The 15139-nt window shown below is 67.2% G+C and carries 17 protein-coding genes; 7 read left to right on the top strand and 10 right to left on the bottom strand.

What is annotated here, in order from left to right; genetic code table 11:
* Window positions 1-16: 16 nt before the first annotated feature.
* Window positions 17-1612, top strand: coding sequence for an NRAMP family divalent metal transporter (locus AC5Y5E_RS18665; RefSeq protein ID WP_499904277.1), 1596 nt, complete (start codon window positions 17-19; stop codon window positions 1610-1612).
* A 96-nt stretch (window positions 1613-1708) separates the two neighbouring features.
* The gene (locus AC5Y5E_RS18660; protein WP_499904171.1) at window positions 1709-1951 is read left to right on the top strand and encodes an excalibur calcium-binding domain-containing protein; all 243 of its coding nucleotides are present in this window, start codon (window positions 1709-1711) and stop codon (window positions 1949-1951) included.
* Window positions 1952-1963: 12 nt separating this feature from the next.
* Here the strand turns inward: AC5Y5E_RS18660 and AC5Y5E_RS18655 are convergent, their stop codons facing one another.
* Complete coding sequence (locus tag AC5Y5E_RS18655) at window positions 1964-3265, bottom strand: MFS transporter (protein ID WP_499904170.1); 1302 nt, start codon at window positions 3263-3265, stop codon at window positions 1964-1966.
* 103 nt (window positions 3266-3368) lie between these two features.
* On the opposite strand from AC5Y5E_RS18655, the gene AC5Y5E_RS18650 reads away from it, so the two are divergent.
* Window positions 3369-4091 (top strand): GntR family transcriptional regulator, encoded by a 723-nt coding sequence (locus AC5Y5E_RS18650; RefSeq protein ID WP_499904169.1) that lies wholly within the window; start codon window positions 3369-3371, stop codon window positions 4089-4091.
* A gap of 1 nt (window position 4092) precedes the next feature.
* Here AC5Y5E_RS18650 and AC5Y5E_RS18645 read toward each other — a convergent pair whose 3' ends face one another.
* Window positions 4093-4308: a hypothetical protein gene (locus tag AC5Y5E_RS18645; RefSeq protein ID WP_499904168.1), complete on the bottom strand. Its 216-nt coding sequence runs from the start codon at window positions 4306-4308 to the stop codon at window positions 4093-4095.
* A gap of 67 nt (window positions 4309-4375) precedes the next feature.
* Complete coding sequence (htpG, locus tag AC5Y5E_RS18640) at window positions 4376-6301, bottom strand: molecular chaperone HtpG (protein ID WP_499904167.1); 1926 nt, start codon at window positions 6299-6301, stop codon at window positions 4376-4378.
* A gap of 92 nt (window positions 6302-6393) precedes the next feature.
* Here htpG and AC5Y5E_RS18635 point away from each other — a divergent pair, with 92 nt between their 5' ends.
* Window positions 6394-7014 (top strand): TIGR03085 family metal-binding protein, encoded by a 621-nt coding sequence (locus tag AC5Y5E_RS18635; protein WP_499904166.1) that lies wholly within the window; start codon window positions 6394-6396, stop codon window positions 7012-7014.
* 78 nt (window positions 7015-7092) lie between these two features.
* Here the strand turns inward: AC5Y5E_RS18635 and AC5Y5E_RS18630 are convergent, their stop codons facing one another.
* From AC5Y5E_RS18630 to AC5Y5E_RS18620, 3 genes are all read right to left on the bottom strand, one after another.
* Entirely contained in the window at window positions 7093-8652 is a 1560-nt protein-coding gene (locus AC5Y5E_RS18630; protein WP_499904165.1) for a class I adenylate-forming enzyme family protein, read from the bottom strand.
* Window positions 8649-9419, bottom strand: a complete 771-nt coding sequence (locus AC5Y5E_RS18625) for an acyl-CoA thioesterase domain-containing protein (RefSeq protein ID WP_499904276.1) — start codon at window positions 9417-9419, stop codon at window positions 8649-8651. The genes AC5Y5E_RS18630 and AC5Y5E_RS18625 overlap by 4 nt, the downstream gene beginning before the upstream one ends.
* Window positions 9420-9567: 148 nt before the next feature.
* Window positions 9568-10281 (bottom strand): VIT1/CCC1 transporter family protein, encoded by a 714-nt coding sequence (locus AC5Y5E_RS18620; RefSeq protein WP_499904164.1) that lies wholly within the window; start codon window positions 10279-10281, stop codon window positions 9568-9570.
* A gap of 250 nt (window positions 10282-10531) precedes the next feature.
* Between AC5Y5E_RS18620 and AC5Y5E_RS18615 the strand changes: the two genes are divergently transcribed.
* Window positions 10532-11086, top strand: a complete 555-nt coding sequence (locus AC5Y5E_RS18615; protein WP_499904275.1) for a chitin-binding protein — start codon at window positions 10532-10534, stop codon at window positions 11084-11086.
* Between the two features lie 66 nt (window positions 11087-11152).
* Here AC5Y5E_RS18615 and AC5Y5E_RS18610 read toward each other — a convergent pair whose 3' ends face one another.
* Complete coding sequence (locus tag AC5Y5E_RS18610; RefSeq protein WP_499904163.1) at window positions 11153-12073, bottom strand: TIGR03619 family F420-dependent LLM class oxidoreductase; 921 nt, start codon at window positions 12071-12073, stop codon at window positions 11153-11155.
* Between the two features lie 95 nt (window positions 12074-12168).
* Between AC5Y5E_RS18610 and AC5Y5E_RS18605 the strand changes: the two genes are divergently transcribed.
* The gene (locus AC5Y5E_RS18605) at window positions 12169-12489 is read left to right on the top strand and encodes a helix-turn-helix domain-containing protein (protein WP_499904162.1); all 321 of its coding nucleotides are present in this window, start codon (window positions 12169-12171) and stop codon (window positions 12487-12489) included.
* A 1-nt stretch (window position 12490) separates the two neighbouring features.
* Window positions 12491-12979, top strand: a complete 489-nt coding sequence (locus tag AC5Y5E_RS18600) for a hypothetical protein (RefSeq protein ID WP_499904161.1) — start codon at window positions 12491-12493, stop codon at window positions 12977-12979.
* Here the strand turns inward: AC5Y5E_RS18600 and AC5Y5E_RS18595 are convergent.
* The 3 genes from AC5Y5E_RS18595 to AC5Y5E_RS18585 all read right to left on the bottom strand — a co-directional run bounded on the left by AC5Y5E_RS18595 (window position 12976) and on the right by AC5Y5E_RS18585 (window position 15076).
* On the bottom strand, window positions 12976-13611 hold the full coding sequence (locus AC5Y5E_RS18595; RefSeq protein ID WP_499904160.1) for a class I SAM-dependent methyltransferase: 636 nt from the start codon (window positions 13609-13611) through the stop codon (window positions 12976-12978). The genes AC5Y5E_RS18600 and AC5Y5E_RS18595 overlap by 4 nt on opposite strands.
* 137 nt (window positions 13612-13748) lie before the next feature.
* Window positions 13749-14045 (bottom strand): hypothetical protein, encoded by a 297-nt coding sequence (locus AC5Y5E_RS18590; RefSeq protein WP_499904159.1) that lies wholly within the window; start codon window positions 14043-14045, stop codon window positions 13749-13751.
* 89 nt (window positions 14046-14134) lie between these two features.
* Window positions 14135-15076, bottom strand: a complete 942-nt coding sequence (locus AC5Y5E_RS18585) for a GlxA family transcriptional regulator (RefSeq protein ID WP_499904158.1) — start codon at window positions 15074-15076, stop codon at window positions 14135-14137.
* Window positions 15077-15139: the final 63 nt, after the last annotated feature.

Genomic DNA, 15139 nt, shown 5'->3' with positions numbered 1-15139 from the left:
GCCCCGGCGCACCGCGGTGCTCGACACCGCACACCTGGGCGATATCGAGGGTGCGTTCGGGCGCATCAAGCTCAGCGATGGCGACCATTCGCGGACGTGGAAGACCCGCCTGTTGACGCTGCTGGCGATCGTCGGCCCCGGGATCATCGTGATGGTCGGCGACAACGACGCCGGCGGGGTCGCCACCTACACCCAGGCCGGCCAGAACTACGGCTACTCCCTGTTGTGGGTGCTGCTGCTGCTCATCCCGGTACTGATCGTCAACCAGGAGATGGTGGTCCGGCTCGGTGCGGTCACCGGGGTCGGTCACGCCCGGCTGATCAACGAACGCTTCGGCCGCGGCTGGGGCTGGTTCTCCGTTGGCGACCTGTTCCTGCTCAACTTCCTGACCATCGTCACCGAGTTCATCGGCATCACCCTGGCCGCCGACTACATCGGGGTATCCAAATACGTCGTGGTCCCCATCTCGGCGGTGGCGCTGGTCGCCATCATGGCCAGCGGCAGCTTCCGCCGCTGGGAGCGGGCCATGTTCATCTTCATCGCAGTCACCCTGCTGCAGATCCCGATGCTGCTCATGTCGCACCCGCAGTGGGCGCATGCGGCGAAGTCGTTTGTGGTGCCGAGCATCTCGGGCGGGGTGAGTTCCGACGCGGTGCTGCTGATCATCGCCATCGTCGGCACCACCGTCGCGCCCTGGCAGCTGTTTTTTCAGCAGTCCAATGTCGTCGACAAGCGGATCACCCCGCGGTTCATGGCCTACGAGCGCGCCGACACCGTGATCGGGGCCTTCGTCGTGATCGTCGGCGCCGCGGCCCTCGTGATGACCGGCGATTGGGCGGCGCGCTCGACAAACACCGTGGGCGGCTTCTCCGACGCCGGGGCCATCGCGCACCTACTCGGCCAGCACAGCGCTACGCTCGGCGCGTTTTTCGCCATCGTGCTGATGGACGCGTCGATCATCGGCGCGGCCGCCGTGACGCTGGCCACCAGTTACGCCTTCGGCGACGTCTTCGGCCTCAAGCATTCGCTGCACCGCGGGTTCGCAGACGCCAAGCAGTTCTACCTGTCCTACACCGCGATGGTGGCGCTGGCCGCGGCCATCGTGCTCATCCCCGGCGCGCCACTGGGTTTGATCACCACCGCCGTGCAAGCGCTGGCCGGCCTGCTGTTGCCCAGCGCCAGCGTGTTCCTGCTGTTGCTGTGCAACGACCGGGAAGTATTGGGGCCCTGGGTCAATCGGCGCTGGCTCAACTGGGTCGCCGGGCTGATCGTCGGCATCCTGCTGCTGTTGTCCGGGATCCTGATGGCCACCACCCTGTTCCCCCATATCGACGTCGTCGCTGTCGCCGGCTACCTTTGCCTGGCGCTGGTCGTACTCGCCGCCGCGGCGGTGCCGACTCTGCGATGGATGTCCCGCGGCCAGCCCGCGCCACCGGCCCCGACGCCGCCGGCACGTCCCGTCGACCGCAACACCTGGCGGATGCCGCCGCTGACCCTGCTCGAACCGGTCACCTGGTCCCCCGGCACCCGGCTCGGCATGATCGCCCTGCGCAGCTACCTGGTTGTGGGCGCCCTGCTGCTGGTCGTCAAGGCCGTCCAGCTCGGCCGCTGAACTTCGCCAAAGCGCTTGCCTCACCAATGCTGCGCGGTGTTAGCTGAGCTGTCAGCAGCAAAGCACGTGAGCCCGGCGAGGTAGGAGGTTTGTACCATGCTTCAGCGAGCGTTCATCGTCGGAGCAATCGTTATCGGGATAGCGGTGGCACCCGGCGCCAATGCTGCACCGTCAACCACCACGCCGTCGCCCGCCCCGACAACCGGGTCGAACGTCTACTACCCCAACTGCAGGGCGGCGTGCGCCGCCGGAGCGGCTCCGATTTACATCGGACAGCCGGGTTATCGGGCCGCCCTTGACCGCGACGGCGACGGCATCGCTTGCGAGGTGTGCCACTGAACTCGGCACCCCCTATTGGGGCAGCGCCTCGCCCCGCGTCTCGGGTGCCAGCGGGATGACGAAAAGCCCGATCACGAACGCGATGGCCGTCAGGGCCACGGGCAATCCGAGCGTATGCAGGTGCAGTACCGCCGCGCCGAGCAAGAAATTCACGCCCGCGCCGACAAATCGGCCGAACGAGGTGCAGAACGCGAACGCGGTCGCGCGCACCCGCGTCTCGAACTGCTCGGGCAACCAGAGGCTGAAGATGGCGAAGTTGCCGCCGAAGAACCCGAGGACGAAAAGCCACGCGATGAACGGCGCGAGCCCGTTGGGTAGATAGAACGCCCAACCGAAGCTGCCGGTGATCGAAACGGCCATTCCCGCAAAGTAAATCGCGAGTGTCTTGCGGCGCCCGATGCGCTCGGAGAGGATCGGCACGACCAGACAGCCCAAGATGGTGCCGATGGACAGCAGGCCCGTGGCCCAGGACGCGGTTCTGGTTGCGTCGGCCTTGTCGAAACCCGCGTGCTGCGCCAACTGAATCACCGCGGTGGGTTCGTAGACGGCGCCGGCCCACAGGCCCACGATCGCGATAGTCAGCAGCGCGCACGCCACCCAGGTTCGACGCCGGTAGCGCGCGCCGAGAATCTCGCGCAGCGGGTTCACGCGGACCGTGGGCTGAGCCTCCAGCTTCTCCCACTTCTCGGTTTCCTTCACCCGCGTCAAGATCAGGATCGCGACGACGACCGGCACCGCGCCCGTCAGAAACATTGCCCGCCAGCCGAAATGGACCCCGATCGTGTAGTTCAGGGCCGCCGCCAGGAAGAATCCCGCGTAGTAGCCGGTCTGGAGATAGCCCGCCCCCATCTTGCGCCGGTCCTCGGGCCACGCCTCCGCCACATACGTGCCCGCCAGCGCCCACTCGCCGCCGATGCCGACGCCCGCGACAAAGCGGAAAATGGCCAGCTCCCACACGTTTTGCGCCGCGGCCGAAAGCCCGGTGAAGATCGCGAAGGTGAAGATGGTCGCGGCCAGCACCTTGGTGCGACCGAATCGGTCGGCGATCGGCCCCCAGATGAACGACAGGCCCCAACCCACCAGGAACAGGGCAAACAGAATCGAGCCCGCGAGACCGACATTGGTCGACGTCGCGGCGAAACCCGAACGCGGCAGCAGCTCGGTCAGCGCGGGCGCGAGCACGAGCGCGTAGATGAACGAATCCATCCCGTCGAGCGTCCAGCCCGTCCACGCGCCCCAGAAACCCGCGATCTGCGAGCGGTTGAGCGGCGTGCGACGCCTGGCGAGGCTTGCCGGCTGCGTCGTTGACGTCATCTGGCCTCCGTTGACACGGGTGGAACGGCTATTGGGATCCGCGTAGGCGCGAGCCGGTTTGGCGCTAACGGCCGACCGGCGTCACATTGTATATAATATAGTGATGAGCGTAACAGGTCGGTCCCCGTCGGACAACGCACTGAGCGCGCTACCCACGGCGCACTCGGTGGCCGAGCGAGGCAGCACGTCACGGTTGATCGCCAACGCGCTGCGCGCCGCGATCGTCGAAGGCACGCTGGCGCCGGGGGTACCGCTGCGCCAGGACGCCATCGCGCGGCACTTCTCCGTCAGCGCGATCCCGGTTCGCGAGGCCCTGCGCCAGCTGGAGAGCGAAGGCTGGGCCAAAGTGGAGCTGAACAAGGGGGCGACCGTCGCCCCGCTATCGGCCGACGAGGCCCGCGAAGTCTACGAAATGCGCGCCGCCCTCGAGAGCCTGGCCATCGGGCTGGCGATACCCGCTCACACGGCCGCCACCCTGCGCCACGCCGAAGCGCTGTGCGAGGAGGCCGCGGCCGAAACCGAGCCGTCGCTTTACGTTGGGCGCAACGAGGCCTTTCACACCAGCCTCTACGAGCCGGCCGGGCGGCCACAACTTCTCGCGCTGATCGGCATGCTGCACGAGCGCGGCGAGCGCTACCTGCGGCTCAAGTTCGGGCTGCCGTCGTACAAGGGAGAGTCAGACCGCGAACACGCGGCGTTGCTCAAGGCCGTTCGCGGGGGCGACGTCGAGGGTGCGAAGTCGCTGGTCACCAAGCACCTGCTCGGCACCGGCAACCTGCTCCACCGTGTGCTTGGCGAAAGCCCACCCGAAATGTCGCGTCGGTAAATCAGCGCCTGAACGGACGGCGGCTGGCCGGGGCGGTGAAGCCCTCGGTGTCATCGAAGAATGCCCACTGCCCCGCGTCGTCGACCTCCATGCGCCAGCCCAGCTCGGTGCTGCCCGCGACCGCGTCGGTGAACCACGCGTGTGCGGCGTCGGCGCTCTCGAAATTCTTCGTCGCCACAATCCCGCCATGTGGGTCGATGATCCGGAACTTGGCCATGCGCTGTGATTATCCCTTCCAGGCCAAATTCAATCGCATTAAACGCCCGCTGGCTACCCGAAAACGCTCAAACCGTGCGGGCCAATCGCTGTGCGAGCAGCTCGGCGAACCGCGCCGGATCGTCGAGCGCCCCGCCTTCGGCGAGAAGCGCTGTGCCGTAGAGCAATTCGGCGGTCTCGGCGACCGAAGGGTCGTCGGCGCGGTCCTTGTGCGCGTCCCGTAGCCCGGTTACGAGCGGATGATGCGGGTTGAGTTCAAGGATCCGCTTGCCCATCGGAACGTCCTGCCCGGTGGCGCGGTAGAGGCGTGCGAGTGTCGGTGTGATCCCGAAGGCGTCGGTAATCAGGCAGGCGGGCGACTCGGTCAGCCGCGTCGACAGCCGCACGTCCTTGACGTGCTCGCTCAGCGTCTCCTTTAGCCAGGTCAGCAGGGCGGCGAACTCTTTTTCCTGCTCCTCGCGCTCGGCCTCGCTCTTGCCCTCCGCGGAGTCGAGGTCCACCTCGCCCCTGGCCACCGACTGCAGCGGCTTGCCGTCGAACTCGTCAACCACCCCCACCCACACTTCGTCGACGGGATCGGTCAGTAGGAGCACTTCATAACCCTTGGCCTTGAAGGCCTCCAGGTGGGGTGACTTCAGCAGCTGCTGGCGGGTCTCGCCGGTGGCGTAGAAGATCTGCTGCTGACCTTCCTTCATCCGCTCCACGTACTCGGCCAGGGTGGTGGCCTCCTCCTCGCTGTGGGTGGAGGCGAACGAGGACACCTGCAGCAGCATGTCCTTGTTGTCGGCGTCGGACAGCAGGCCCTCTTTGATGGCCCGGCCGAACTGGGTCCACAGGGTGCGGTAGTCGTCCGGACGCTCGGACTGCAGCTCCTTGATGGTGGCCAGGACCTTCTTGGTCAGCCGGCGACGGATCGCCTTGATCTGGCGGTCCTGCTGCAGGATTTCACGAGACACGTTGAGCGACAAGTCCTGTGCGTCGACGACGCCCTTGACGAAACGCAGGTATCTCGGCAGCAGCTCGTCGCAGTCGCCCATGATGAACACGCGCTTGACGTAGAGCTGGATCCCGACGTGGGAGTCGCGGTCGAACAGGTCGAACGGGGCGTGCGACGGGATGAACAGCAAGGCCTGGTACTCGAAAGTGCCCTCGGCCTTCATCGCGATGACCTCGAGGGGGTCGTCCCACGCGTGCGCGATGTGCTTGTAGAACTCGTTGTATTCCTCGGCGGAGACTTCCTCCTTGGGCCGGGCCCACAGCGCCTTCATCGAGTTGAGGGTCTCGGTCTCGATGGTGACCGTCTCGTCGCCGCCCTCTTCGTCCGCGGGGGTGCGTTTCTCGACCTCCATCCGGATGGGCCAGGCGATGAAGTCGGAGTACCTCTTGACCAGGTGCCTGATCTTCCACTCCGCGGTGTAGTCGTGCAGCTCGTCCTCGGTGTCTTCGGGCTTGAGGTGCAGGGTGACCGAGGTTCCCTGCGGCGCGCCGTCCACGGTTTCGATGGTGTAGGTGCCCTCGCCGCTGGATTCCCACCGGGTGGCGTCGCTCTCCCCTGCCTTGCGGGTCAGCAGCTCTACCTTGTCGGCGACCATGAAGCTCGAATAGAAGCCGATGCCGAATTGGCCGATCAATTCCTCGGAGGCGGCGGCGTTCTTGGCCTCCCGTAGCTGCTGGCGCAGCTCGGCGGTGCCGGACTTGGCCAGCGTGCCGATCAGGTCGATTACCTCCTCGCGCGTCATCCCGATGCCGTTGTCGCGGATGGTGAGCGTTCGTGCGCTCTTGTCGACATCGATCTCGATGTGCAGGTCGGAGGTATCGACGTCGAGGTCCTTGTTGCGAAACGCTTCGAGGCGCAGCTTGTCCAGCGCATCGGAGGCGTTCGAGATCAGCTCCCGCAGAAACGAGTCCTTGTTGGAGTAGACCGAGTGAACCATCAAATCCAGCAGTTGCCGGGCCTCGGCCTGAAATTCCAGCTGCTCGACACGCGCGTTCATGACATCCCCTGCACTTTCCTTCCGGATACGACGCTGCAAATTTACCGAGATGCGGATGGTCCGCGCTCACGGGCTGGCCCTACCCTGAACCCATGTCCGTTGCTCAACGCGAACGCGCCGCCCTCGTCGAGACCATGCGGGCCGTCGGCCCCGACGCGCCCACCTTGTGCGAAGGCTGGACAACGCGAGACCTGGCTGCCCACCTGGTGATCCGGGAGTACCGGCCCGACGCCGCGCCGGGCATCATGATCCCGTTCTTCGCGGCCCATACCGCGAAGGTGCAGGACGAGGTGGCCGCGAAGAACGACTGGGATGAGCTGGTGAACAAGGTCGCGTCCGGCCCGCCGGTCTATTCGCCGTTCATCCTGCTCGACCCGGTGGCCAACGTCGCCGAGATGTTCATCCACCACGAGGACGTGCGCCGCGCGCAGCCGGACTGGGAGCCCCGCGTGCTAGAGCAAGGGATGTGCCGGGCGCTGCAGCGCACTCTGTCACTGATGGCCCGGGTCACGCTTGGCAAGGTCCCGGGCCGGGTGGCGTTGCGCACGCCTGGGGGGAAGACGGTGCTGACGGCCGGCTCCGGCCCGGCGGTCGTGGTCACCGGTCCGCCCGAGGAGCTGCTGCTGTTCTCCGTCGGGCGGGAGGCGCGGGTCGAGTACGACGGCGACGCGGCGGCGGTTCAGGCGGTTCGCGACGCGCCCAAGGGGTTGTAGCGGGCCGCGTCACGCCAATCACTTCAGCCCCGTGACGAAGGTGTGACCCGACTCGGAAAGTTGATAGCGCATGCGATATCAAGTTTGTAGACGACCGGCGGTGAAGGCCTCACGCAGCTCTTTCTTGATCACCTTGCCGAACTGATTGCGCGGTAGCGCATCGACGATAACAAGGCGCTCTGGGTGCTTGTAACGGCTCAACCCTTGCGAATGGCAGTGTTGCACTAGCGATTCCAGCGACACATTGTCACTTGACGCCGGTACCACCACGGCGCAGACGCGCTCGCCGGTGCGAGGGTCAGGCACCCCGATAATCGCGACATCGGCGACGGCGGGATGGCTCGCCAGCGCGTTTTCGACTTCCTGGGCCGAGACGTTCTCGGCATTGCGGATGATCGCATCCTTGATCCGGCCCGTGACGCGTACGTTGCCGTCCGCGTCGATCAGCCCGAGATCGCCTGTGCGCAGCCATCCGTCGGCGTCGAACGCGTCGGCGTCAAGCGTGGCGTCGGCGTAGCCGAGGAAGCATTGCGGTCCCTTGAGCCGCAGCTCGCCCTCCTGCCCGACGGGCAGTTCGATTCCTGGTTCGCCGACGACCCGGACCCTGACCCCCGGGCCTGGCGCGCCGACGGTATGGTCGAGCACCTCCGGCGCTCCCGACAGCGGCGGTGAGGTCGCCACCGGAAATTCAGTGAGCCCCCAGGCGTTGGCGATGCCGGCCACACCGAAGGTTTCGCGGACCTGGTGTCCCAGTTCGGCGGTGATCGGCGCGCCGCCGGCCAGACAACCCCGCACGAAGGGATACAGCGGCTGGTGGCCGTGGTTTCGTTGGGCATCGAGGAATGCCAGGAAGAACGGGGTCGCCATGCCCAGGAACGTCGGGTTGTGCGCGGCGATGGACAGCGGCGTGGTGGCCGGGTCGAATACCTCGAACAGCGCCAACCGCATGCCGGTCAACAGGCCGGCGGCCAGCATCACGGCACCGCCGATGTGCGCGAAGGGAAAAGCGACGGGATCCACGTCGCTGCTGGTGATTCCCATCTTTTCCACCAGCCCCGCGGCGGGGGCCATCACCGACGCGTCGGTATGGCGAATCCCCTTGGGAGCCGCGGTGGTTCCCGACGAATAGTAGATCCAGCGCGTGCCGCCGATAGCTCCCGGCGGCGGCCCGAGGGCGTCGGCGCTCGCCCGGGGCAGCCGCAGCTCGCCGGCCGCCGGCGGTGTCGCCAGGTCAAGGGTGATGACCTGGAAGCCGCGGTCCGGAGCGAGGGCCCGCGCCAGCCCGCCATAGTCGAATCCGTGCCAAAACTCGGGCACCACAAAGAATTCCGATGACAGCTGGGCGGTGATGAAGCCGACCTCGTGCTCACGCAGTATCGGGATGATCGGGTTCTGGACCGCACCAAGCCGCGCCAGCGCCGCCATGACGACCGCGGCCTCGAGCGTCGTCGGCAGCTGCCACGACACCACGGTTCCCGCGCCTATCCCCCGTTCGGCGAACGCGGCGGCCGTGGCGCATGCCTCATCGTGGAACTGACGGGCAGTGAGGCTGCGGCCGAACTCGTCGGCGAGCAGCGGCCGGTCGGAACCGCGCGCTGCGGCCGCGGCGATCAACGCCCAGTAGGTTTCCTCTCTCATCCGGTCGGCGGCTTGAACCCGGAGTGCGCGATGGCGACCGACACGGAGCTACCTATCGGGCCGCTGTGGTCGACGAGGGCGGCCGAACCGGTGGCCACCCCGTCGTTGCTGTAGTGCGTGAGGGAGGCCAGGCCGATGTGGGGCCCTTCCGGCAATCGGGTCAGCGTGAGGGTGTAGTCGACATTGATGAACTGCAATCCGTTTGTGCCCCAATTGGCGAGCGAGGCCGTGATGTCGGCGGACATTGCGGCGCGGGTGAAGGCGCTCAGCGGTTCGCCGTCGATCAGCGAGCGCGTGTCATGCAGCCAGGTGTATTTCGGTCCGAAGGTGTCGGCCCACTCGGGATCGGGGTTCTGAATCTCGGTGCCCCAGCCGTAGGTTCGCATGAAGAGCGAGGGTGCGGGGCCGTCGTCGATCGGTAGCGGCGGCATCTGCACGGCCGACGACCACACGTCGCCCTCGGGCTGTGGGCCGCGCCGCAGAAACAATGCGCTTCCCCGCGCGACGGGGGCGCCGCGCTGGGTGAGGACGGTCTCGACGAGCCGCAATCGCCGGCGGTCGTGATGCACCTGGGTGTGGACCTCGATCGGTTCCAGCAGGGTCGGCGCGGGAAGGTCGACGGTCAGCCGCGCGGGTTGCAGTTGCGGATCGTCCACCGCGCGTTCGGCAGCCCACCCCAAGAGCCCGCCCACGACGTGGCCGCTGAGTGACGGGCCCCAGCCGCCCCGCGCGATTCCGTTTGGCACGAAACGGTTTTCGTCGCGCACAAAATACGGTGCCTGCGCCTCGGCCTCGGCGTCAGCGGGCGCGATCTTCGTTTCGGTCAAAGCACGACCCTTTCTCGTCAGGACGGCAACAGTTGATATTACAGTTTCTGTTTCCAGTCCCGGCGTGTAGCGGCCGCCGCCGAGATGATCACGCGATCGCGGCGCCCACCAGGTGCCCGATCGCGTAGGTGACCGCCAATGCGAGCCCGCCGCCGATGACGTTGCGGGCCACCGCCCGGCCCTGCGGCGCACCGCCAAGTCCCGCGGACACCGCCCCCGTCAGCACCAGGGCCAGGAGCACCGCGACGACGGTGGCCGGGATTCTCCAGGCCGTCGGCGGCACCAGGATCACGATCAACGGCAACAACGCGCCAACGGTGAACGACAAGGCCGAGGACAGCGCCGCCTGCCACGGATTGGTCAGCTCCTCGGGGTGGATACCCAGTTCAACCTCGGCGTGGGCGACGAAGGGATTGTGGTCGGTGAGTTCCTCGGCCACCGTGCGCGCGGTTGCCGGTGACAGACCCTTGGCTTCGTAAAGCTCGGCGAGCTCGTCCAATTCGGCGGCCGGATCGTCCTGCAACTCCTGCATTTCCTTGGTCAACAGGGCCTGCTCGGTGTCGCGCTGAGTGCTGACCGAGACGTATTCGCCCAGCGCCATCGACACTGCCCCGGCGGCCAGCCCGGCGATTCCGGCCGTCAAGATCGGGCCGCGTTCCACCGTCGCCGCCGCGACGCCGACCACGATGCCGGCGGTGGACACGATGCCATCGTTGGCGCCCAGCACGCCGGCGCGCAGCCAATTCAGCTTGGACGACACCGAACCCACATGGGGTTCGGCGGGGTGGGAGGTAGTCGACACGACCGCAACCATATACGCCAAAACCGCGTCCGACCAGCAACTATAGCCTCGCCATACCTAGCACAGCCTTGCCTTAATGCCCAAAAGTTGCGCTTGGGCGAGTCACAGCGGATCCATAGATGGGCTATCTAGCCTGTGGTTGTCGGGGGGTTCTAGGTACTCACTTTTGGACAGGTGAAGGACTATGAGATTCAAGCAATTCATTGCGGGGGGAACGATCGTCGGCGCTCTGGGCGCCGCCGCCCTGGGCATGGGCGCCGGTTCGGCGTTCGCCGCACCGGGGCAGCCGCCGGCTCCCGGCGGTAACCACGGCGGCCCGGTGCCGGGGGATCACCGCCCGGCCGGACCGAACGATCCGGGCGGGGGCCCGGGCGGCCCCGCCGGACCGGGCGGACCCGGGGGCCCGGGTGGACCCGCTCATCCGGGCGGACCCGGCGGCCCAGGCGGCCCCGGTGGGCCGGGCGGACCGCCGCCCGATCACCCGGGCGGACCGGGTGGCCCGGGCGGCCCCGGGTTCGATCATCCCGGCGGTCCCGGCGGCCCGGGCGTACCGGGTGGACCGGGTGGCCCATGGCGCGGCGATCCGCATCGCGGCTACTTCCACGGCGCGCCGTGGGGGGATGGGCCCGCGCCCTGGGGCTGGGGTGAGCCACCGCGGCCGGCGTGGGACAGGCCCCTTCCGCCGCCGGGCGGCCCGTGGGGGTATGGCCCCATCAACTACTACGGCTACAACGAGACGCCCGTTTGGGACCCCGGCTTCAACCAGTGGGGCTTCTGGTTCTTTGGGGTCTGGATTCCGCTGTAACGGGTCGACCCGCACGTTGCCCGCCGCGCCGGTCGGTGGGGCGGGCGTCGGCGGGATCGTTTGCGCTCAGACGACCTTGGGCTTGATCTCCTCGATGACCCACTGTGCGTAGTCGAGGTACTCGTCGACGCCGCGGACGGAGGGCACGGGCACCGCGCTGAAGGTCACCCCCTGCTCGGCGAGCCAGTTCAGCCGGTCGACGATCCCCTGAACGCCGCCGCCCGGACGGGAGTCCGGGTCGTTGACGACGCGGTGTCCCTCACCGACCCGCGTCGTGCCCAGCCCGTGCATGACCTCGAACGGGCGCCCGTCGTAGGCGGGTTGACTCTTGATGAAGTCGACGCGCTCGGCGATCTTTTCCGGCGGGGTCAGGAACGGCCACCAACCGGAGGCGAAGCGCGCGGCGCGCTTCAGCGCGGCATCGGCGTCGCCTCCGATCCACACCGGAAGGTGCGGTTTCTGAACGGGTTTGGGCTCGAAGGCGATGTCCCGGAACGACACGTAACTGCCCTCGAAGCGGGGCGAGTCGCTGGTCCACAGCTCGAGGATGGCCTCGAGATACTCGTCGGCGATGCGGCCGCGTTCGCGGAAAGGCACCCCGAGGAAGTCGAATTCGGGTTCCAGCCAACCGATTCCGAACGTCACCATCATGCGGCCGCCGCTCATCCAGTCGGCCGTCGCGAGCGCCTTGGCGAGCGCGATCGGGTGCTGCAGCGGCAGTATCGTCACACATGAATTCAGCCGGATCCTGTCGGTGGCGCCCGCGAGGTAGGCCTGCGCAACGGTCGAGGACAGGTAATGCGGTCCCGACAGTTCCACATGGTCGGTGGGGATGACGAAATGCTCCGGGATCGCGATCATGTCGTAGCCCATCGCTTCGGCGCGCTTGGCGATTCGGGTCTGGTCGGCGCCGGTGACGCCGGCCTCCCAGGGCTGGGTGATCGCCTTGAGCCGCAGCATGTGCGGCAGCGGGAAGGCGAACTTCATTTGGGCTCCTTGAGTGCTCGACAACCCGTACCTTGCATTCTGACCGGTGCCGCGGCATCGGGTCGATGATATAGCAGAGCTGCTATAATGACTGCATGACCTCCTACGGCGGCGATTTGATGCGCGAGGCCCGGCAACGCGCGGGCCTTACGCAGGCCGAGTTGGCGACGCGCGCCGACACGACCCAATCGGCAATTGCGCGTTGGGAGTCCGGGCGCACCGCCGTCAGTCTCGACGACGTACGCCGGGTGGTGCGGTTGTGCGGCTACGATCTCGAGCTCATGCTCGTGCCGCTTGATGACAGTGACATGGCTCAGGCGTCCCGGCTTGCCGGTCTCAGCGGCCAACAGCGGATGGATCGCCACGCCCGATTGGCAGGGCAACTCGCGGCGCTGCGGAGAGCTGGGCGGGATTGAGGTGGACCTCGACCTGCCTCGCATCCTTGAGGTTCTGGACCGGAACAAGGTTGCCTACATCCTCATCGGCGGCCTCGCTGCGGTTTACCATGGCTCCCCCTTCCCGACGGAGGACGCCGACATCACACCAGAAGTTGGACAGCGAAACCTAGACAGCCTCGCCGCTGCCCTACGTGAGCTGAACGCACGAGTCCGCACCGAGTCAGAAACTCGCGGCCTGCCTTTCACCTGCGACGGTGAAACTCTGGCCGGCGCGCAAACCTGGAACCTAACGACGGACGCCGGCGATCTCGACGTGACCTTCCAGCCTTCTGGCACAAGCGGATATCGTGATCTGCGCCGCGATGCGGACCAGGTCCAGCTCTATGGAGTGAGTGTGCGCATCGCATCACTCCGTGACGTCATCCGATCGAAACAAGCAGCGAACCGACCTAAGGACCAGCGAGCGCTGCCAACCCTTCGCGAAATCCTCGCGCGGCGGCGCGGCTAGCTCTTGGTGCCGACGGTGATCAGGTCGGAAACGATCCGCGTCCAGACCGGTCGCTGGATGCGGTGCTGATCGCTGATCGTGAACCCGGCGTCCTCGAACAGGCTTCGCATCTCGGACGGCGACGCATTGTGCTGTGGTTTCCATCGATTGGTCGCGGACGACTGCAGCAGCGGTTGCCGCGTGCTCAGGGCCGAGACGGCCGCCAGCCCGCCGGGGGCCAGCACGCGATGGAACTCCCGCAGCGCGGCAGGCTGGTCGAAGAAGTGAAACGCCGACGTGGTCACGACGGCGTCGAGGGCGCCGTCGTCAAAGGGCAGCTGCTCGGCCGGGCCGCGCCGCCACTGCACCCGGTTGGTCCGGGCGCGCGCCTGGGCGAGCATGCCGTCGGACATGTCGACGCCGTAGATCTCGTCGGGATGCAGCTCCCGCTCGATTCGGTCGCTGAGAATGCCCGTGCCGCAGGCGACATCGACGATCTTGCGACAGTTGTGGGCGCGCAGCTGCGCGATCACCTCGTCGTGCGGCGGGCGGTACACCCACCGCTGCAGAAAAGGTAGGTCGTAGGCCGGGGCGAGGAAGCTCCACATGCGGGTGACCGCGTCGTTGAGCCCGCGGCGCTGAGCTGACGTCATCGGCTCAGTATGACGATGGTCTGCGCGTCAACGTGCGCTGACGGCTTTGACTGTCTACCGAGGGCGGAATCTCGGCGATTTTTCCGCCCGGGACGCGCACGGAAAGCCCAGCACTCACACGCAAACGGCGGCAGCAACTAGTGCCGGCCGGGACCGCCCGGCCCGGCGGGGCTGCCCGGTAAACCGGGCCCGCCGGGGCCACCCGGTCCGCCCGGGCCGCCGGGTCCGCCCGGTCCCCCGGGTCCATTCGCGGCCGGAAGCCAGAACACGCATTGATTCTCCTCGGCGCTCCACACCCAGCCCGGTGCGCACGGCGGCGGATCGTCGGCCCTGCCGATCGCCGGCGCCGCGATGGCGATCGCCGGCAATCCCGCCAACGCGAGCGCGAACGCCCCGATCGCACAACGCGTTCGAAGATGCCTTGCCTCGGTCATGTCGGTCCTCCTCCTGCCCGGTGCCTCGATGCCCGTTGAACACTGATTAAATCGCTGCGCGCGCTCATCTACCGGCGTTTTTGCCAATTTCACGGAGCTGCCGTGGTGAACGTCCGGCGATAGGAGTCGGGAGTGGTGGCGAGCGTGTCGCGGAAGTGCCGTCGCAGCGTGGCGGCGCTGCCAAAGCCGCAGTCGGTGGCGATGCGCTCGATGGGTAAGTCGGTGGTTTCGAGGAGCTGTTGCGCGCGTCGTACGCGTTGGCCATTCAACCAGTCGAGGGGCTTGCTTCCGGTGCGCGTAACGAGTTGTCGGTGAAGGGTTCTGACGCTGACGCCGGAGCGCCGGGCGAGGCCTTCGACGGTCAGGGGTTCGTCGAGATGCGTCAGCACCCAATCCATCGTGTCGCCGACGACGTCATTGCTCACGTTCCCCGGAATCGGGTTCGCGTACTGGCGTTGATGCCCCTCGCGGTGCGGCGGCGCCACCAGCCGTCGCGCAACCTGATTGGCAACCGCCGCGCCGTAATCCTGTCGCACCATGTGCAAGCACAGGTCGGTGCCGGCCGATTTCCCCGCCGAGGTGAGGACGTCGCCCTCGTCGACGTACAGGGCCGCCGAATCCACACGGATTTGCGGGTAACGTTCGGCAAGCGTGCCGGCGTGCATCCAGTGGGTCGCCGCGCGCCGGCCATCCAGAAGACCCGCCGCCGCGAGCACGAAGGCGCCGGTGCAGATGGACGCGATCCGGGCACCCCGCCGCGACGCCCGCCGGATCGCGTCCACCAGTTCGCGCGGCGGTTCCAGGGCGTCGTCGTGGCAGGCCGGGACGATGACCGTGTCGGCGGTGACGAGGTCCGCGTAGGTGTAGGGCGTTGCCGCGGTGAACCAGCGGTCCACGCGTGCGCCCTCGAACGGGCTGCACACCCTCAGCTCGTACCAGTCCTCCGCCAGGTCCGACCGGTTGGTGCCGAAGATCGCGCACGGCGCCGCAAGCTCGAAGATCGGCACCTGGTTACTCAGCGCGATCGCCACAACGTGGGCCATGACCGAAATTGTACGGTTTGTGTCATATCGGCCACTGGTGCGTCGCCGCCG

Source organism: Mycobacterium sp. NGS54 (assembly GCF_059812465.1).
Note: the sequence above shows the minus strand (reverse complement) of the source record. Positions and strands in the feature narration are given on the sequence as shown.